Below are 3,986 nucleotides of genomic sequence, written 5' to 3'. Positions count from 1 at the left end.
TCACGCCCCGGGGGGGGGGTCGTGGGTCCGGCCCCGCCTCGCGCCGGCGCCGGGCCCCTCGCCGGGGGGGGGGGCGTATCCCCTACCCCCCCCCCCCACCCCGTGCGTGCCGGGTGGCGGTTCGGCGCGAAATCACCGCCCGGCGCACCCCGATCCGCGCGCGACGCGGCCGCGGGTGGTGGTGACGCCACCCGCGGCCGCTCCGCATCCGGTCAGGGCAGCCTGATCGACTGGGCGTGCTTGAACACGTCGCCCGGGTCGTAGGCCTTCTTGGCCTGCTGCAGGCGCCGGTAGTTCCCCTTGAAGTACAGGTCGTGCCACGGCACGCCCGAGGCGTTCCACTTCGGGTCGCTGATGTCGATGTCGCAGTAGTTGATGAAGCAGCCGTCGGTGACGTCGTTGGGCACCGGCACGCCGCCGGTGTCCCGGTAGACGGCCTGGTAGAACCGCTGGTGCCAGCCCACGTGGTGGGCGTCGTCCGCGGCGCCCTGCCAGGCGGTGCCCCACAGCAGCTTCATCACCGAGTCGCGGTGCGGGTTGGCGGTCGCGTCGGGCGCGACGGTGTTCACCTTGCCGCCGAAGGACGCGATCGACACCACGAATGGCAGCTGCGCGTAGTCGGTGTTGGTCAGCTGCTCGTACAGCGCGGCGATCTGCGCGTCGGTGAAGCCCTTGCGGTGGTAGCTGGACTTGTACTTGTAGCGGTCGGTCGGGTTGCTCATCCACATCCCGGGCCAGCCGGTCGCGTGCAGCCACGGCAGCTTCCGGTGGTCGGTGACGGTGGGCGTCACGCCGACGCCCTCGCCGACCGCGTTGAGGAAGTCGTTGAGCAGCCGCTCCGCGTTTGGCAGGCCCGCGTCGATCTGCACGACCAGGTGGAACGGCCCGTGCGCGCGGGTCGTCAGCTCCAGCCGGGAGAACATCCCGATGTAGGGGCTGTCCGCGCCGCTGTTGCGCTCCATCCAGGTGCCGTAGTTCCGCACCAGCCGGGCGAACCGCTCGGGCGTCATCTGGTCCCAGGCCCACTCGCGGCGGTGGATCCAGGCATCCCGCGGCGGGACCGGCAGCAGCTTCGCCGGGTCGGTGCCGGTGGCGTCCGGGGCGCGGAACCAGAACCGCGTGACGACGCCGAAAGCGCCACCGCCGGCGCCGGTGTGCGCCCACCACAGCTCGCGGTTGGGGTCGTTGGCCTCCCTGGTCGCGACGATCGCCCGCGCTCTCCCGCCGGCGTCGACCACCACGACCTCCACCGCGTACACGTGGTCGCTGATGTAGCCGTGCCGGCGGCTCAGCGGCCCGTACCCGCTGCCGGTGACGTGCCCGCCGACGCCGACGGTGTAGCAGGAGCCGCCGGGCAGGCAGACGCCCCACCGCTTGTAGAGCGTGTCGTAGACGTCGCCGAGCTCGGCGCCCGCCTCGACCATGATCGCGTTCATCTTCGTGTCGTGGGCGATCGCGTTCATCTGCGTCATGTCGATGAGGACCCGCACGTCGGGGCCGTCGACGAAGTTCTCGTAGCAGTGCCCACCGCTGCGCACACCGATGCGCTTGCCGCCCCGCACCGCGTCGCCGACGGCGGCGACCACCTGCTCCGTCGTGGCGGGCAGGCACACACTTTCGGGATTGCTCACGAATCGCTGGTTCTGGCCCCGGGTCAGGCCGGCGAAGCGGACGTCCGAGGGCCCGACGGTGATGGCCGGGTTGGCGGCCGGTCCGGCCTGCTGCGGGACTGATGGTGTCGCGAGTGCTTCGGTGGTGGAGAGGACGGCGGCCGAGCCGCCGAGCGCCGCTGTCCAGGTGAGCAGGTTGCGGCGCGATAACGCGCTCATGCGAACTCCTCCGAGAGTGACTTGGTCCCCTGCGCCGTCGCGATCCGCGGACAGGCCGGACCGGCGTCGACCTCATGGAGCAAAGGCAGATGACGCAGAGTCGCGGCCGCAGCGTCGACCACGGGCGGCTACGCCCAATCGTGTAGCCCCATCCGCCGAAAGACATCACGTGATCACGTGATGACTCACTCTCGGTGGCTGCTCCGTTCGGCCTACCCGCATGACGGGACCGGCCCGGCACCCGGCGGCCCGCTCGCCCTCCCGACTACGACCAGGCGCCGGCTGCGGCGGCCCGGGCGGCGAAGTCGCCGAAATCGACCGGTTCACGCCCGAGCACTCGCTGCACCCCGTCTCCGGGCTCGGCCAGGTGTCCGGCGCGCATCGCGGCGATCTCCTCGACGTCGTCCTAGGACGCTCCCCCGGCCACGAGCTCGGCCCGGTACTCCTCGGGCGCGAGCTCCGCGTAGCGGATGTGTCGCCCCGCCGCCCTCGCGATCATCTCGACGGGCGTGCCGAAGGTGAGCGCCCGAGGCCCCGAGAGTTCGTGCACCTTCCCGTGGTGGCCGTCCGATGTCAGCAGGACCGCGGCGACATCGGCGACGTCCTGGGCATCGATGAACGGCTCCGGTGCGGAGCCGATGGGCAGGGCCAGCCGACCGCCTCGCAACGGTGCGCGCCACAGGCCTCGTCGAAGTTCTGGTTGAAGTTGTTCGGGCGGATGATCGACCACTCCGCACCGGATTCGCGCACGGCCTGCTCCGCCGCGATCACGCTCTTGAAGGGCTCCGGGGGAACCTGCTCGATGCCTCGCCCGGACAGCGCCACGAAGCGGCCGACGCCCGCCGCGGCCGCTTGCTGGACGAAAATCCGGGCCAGCGCCGGGTTCTCGGGAGCCACGAGGTAAACCGCCGACGCCCCGTCCAGGGCGGCCGGCCAGGTACTCTGGTCGGCCCAGTCGAACCGCACCTCGCCGGAGCGGGACGCGGCCCGAACGCGCTTGCCCGCCGCCCGCAGCGTGCGCACCAGCCGCCCTCCGGTCTTGCCCGTCGCGCCCAGCACCAGAATCGAATCCGTTTGTGTCGTCATGATCAGCAGTCAACTGGTCGCGGCGCGGGACGGACATGGCTCGTCGTACGCGGAACATGTCCGATCGTCCGCCGCTATCGTGAAGTTCATGGACCCGTTCGAAGATCTGCTGCGGGGAATACGCGCGGACGCGCCGGTTTCAGCCGAACGGAGCTTTCTCCGCCGTGGGCACTGCGGTTCGCGGACGAGGCATCCTTGACGCTGTGCGCGCCGCTGCAGGGCGAAGGCTGGATCTCCTGTGGGGAAAAGCCGCGGCTGTGCGGGCCGGTGACGCCGCGATCGCGCGCGGCCCAGGGCCTTTCGTCATCTCCGACCGGCCCGGCCCGGCGGAACCGGCACGCGCGGAGCCTGCCGATCGCACGGTGCTGCTGACCGGGACGTACCGCGTGCGGGGCAAGGTGTCGCAGCGGCTGCTGGGCGTGCTGCCGCCCGTGCTGGTGGTGCCCGACGGGGACGGTTGCTCATCGATCCGCGGCTTCCTGGACTCGCAGATCGCCATGAGCCCACCGGGGCAGCAGGTCGTGCTCGACCGGTTGCTCGACTGGCTGCTGGTGTGCACGCTGCGGGGCTGGTTCGACCGGCCGGAATCCGCTCCGCCCGGCTGGTTCCGGGCGTTGGGCGACGCCGCTATCGGCGCGGCGCTCCGGGCGATGCACGCCGCACCGGACAAGCCTTGGACGCTCGCCGCCCTGGCCCGCGAAGCGGGGGTGTCGCGCACGACGCTGGCCAGCCGGTTCGCCAAGCTGGTGGGCGAGCCGCCGCTGACGTACCTGACCGAATGGCGGATGACCTTGGCCCCGATCTGCTGACCGAATCCACCGCGCCGGTCGCCGCGATAGCGCATCGGGTCGGATACGCCGACGCTTTCGGCTTCAGCGCGGCTTTCAAGCGATTCCACGGAGTCAGCCCCAGCAAGTACCGCCAGGCCTGCCACCAGGGCGCCGAATGCGCACCGGCTTAGCGCAGCGAATCCACATAGGACGCGAACGCGGTCGTGCCCGGCCGGGCCAGGACGTCCGGGCGCTCGAAGGTCTGATCGCAGACGTCGCAGGCGTAGGCGGTGTCGACCGG

5 protein-coding genes are annotated in these 3,986 nt (G+C 71.3%); 2 read left to right on the top strand and 3 right to left on the bottom strand.

Annotated elements, in window-relative coordinates; all coding sequences use genetic code 11:
- Window positions 1–212: 212 nt before the first annotated feature.
- The 3 genes from AB0I53_RS09710 to AB0I53_RS09700 form a co-directional block, all read right to left on the bottom strand.
- Window positions 213–1,829 (bottom strand): FAD-binding oxidoreductase, encoded by a 1,617-nt coding sequence (locus tag AB0I53_RS09710; RefSeq protein WP_358599184.1) that lies wholly within the window; start codon window positions 1,827–1,829, stop codon window positions 213–215.
- Window positions 1,830–2,235: 406 nt separating this feature from the next.
- Window positions 2,236–2,379: a hypothetical protein gene (locus tag AB0I53_RS09705; RefSeq protein ID WP_358599181.1), complete on the bottom strand. Its 144-nt coding sequence runs from the start codon at window positions 2,377–2,379 to the stop codon at window positions 2,236–2,238.
- A gap of 23 nt (window positions 2,380–2,402) precedes the next feature.
- Window positions 2,403–2,915, bottom strand: a complete 513-nt coding sequence (locus tag AB0I53_RS09700; RefSeq protein ID WP_358599178.1) for an NAD(P)H-binding protein — start codon at window positions 2,913–2,915, stop codon at window positions 2,403–2,405.
- Between the two features lie 203 nt (window positions 2,916–3,118).
- Between AB0I53_RS09700 and AB0I53_RS09695 the strand changes: the two genes are divergently transcribed.
- Both AB0I53_RS09695 and AB0I53_RS09690 read left to right on the top strand, forming a co-directional pair.
- Window positions 3,119–3,724 carry an AraC family transcriptional regulator gene (locus AB0I53_RS09695; protein WP_358599175.1) on the top strand — a complete coding sequence of 202 codons (606 nt, stop codon included), beginning with the start codon at window positions 3,119–3,121 and terminating at the stop codon, window positions 3,722–3,724.
- A complete protein-coding gene (locus AB0I53_RS09690) occupies window positions 3,694–3,876 on the top strand; it encodes a helix-turn-helix domain-containing protein (RefSeq protein ID WP_358599172.1) in 183 nt (60 codons plus the stop codon). The genes AB0I53_RS09695 and AB0I53_RS09690 overlap by 31 nt, the downstream gene beginning before the upstream one ends.
- The last annotated feature ends 110 nt before the right edge of the window (window positions 3,877–3,986 follow it).

The organism is Saccharopolyspora sp. NPDC050389 (assembly GCF_040655595.1).
Lineage (GTDB): Bacteria > Actinomycetota > Actinomycetes > Mycobacteriales > Pseudonocardiaceae > Saccharopolyspora.
This window is presented reverse-complemented; position numbering and strand designations above follow the sequence as displayed.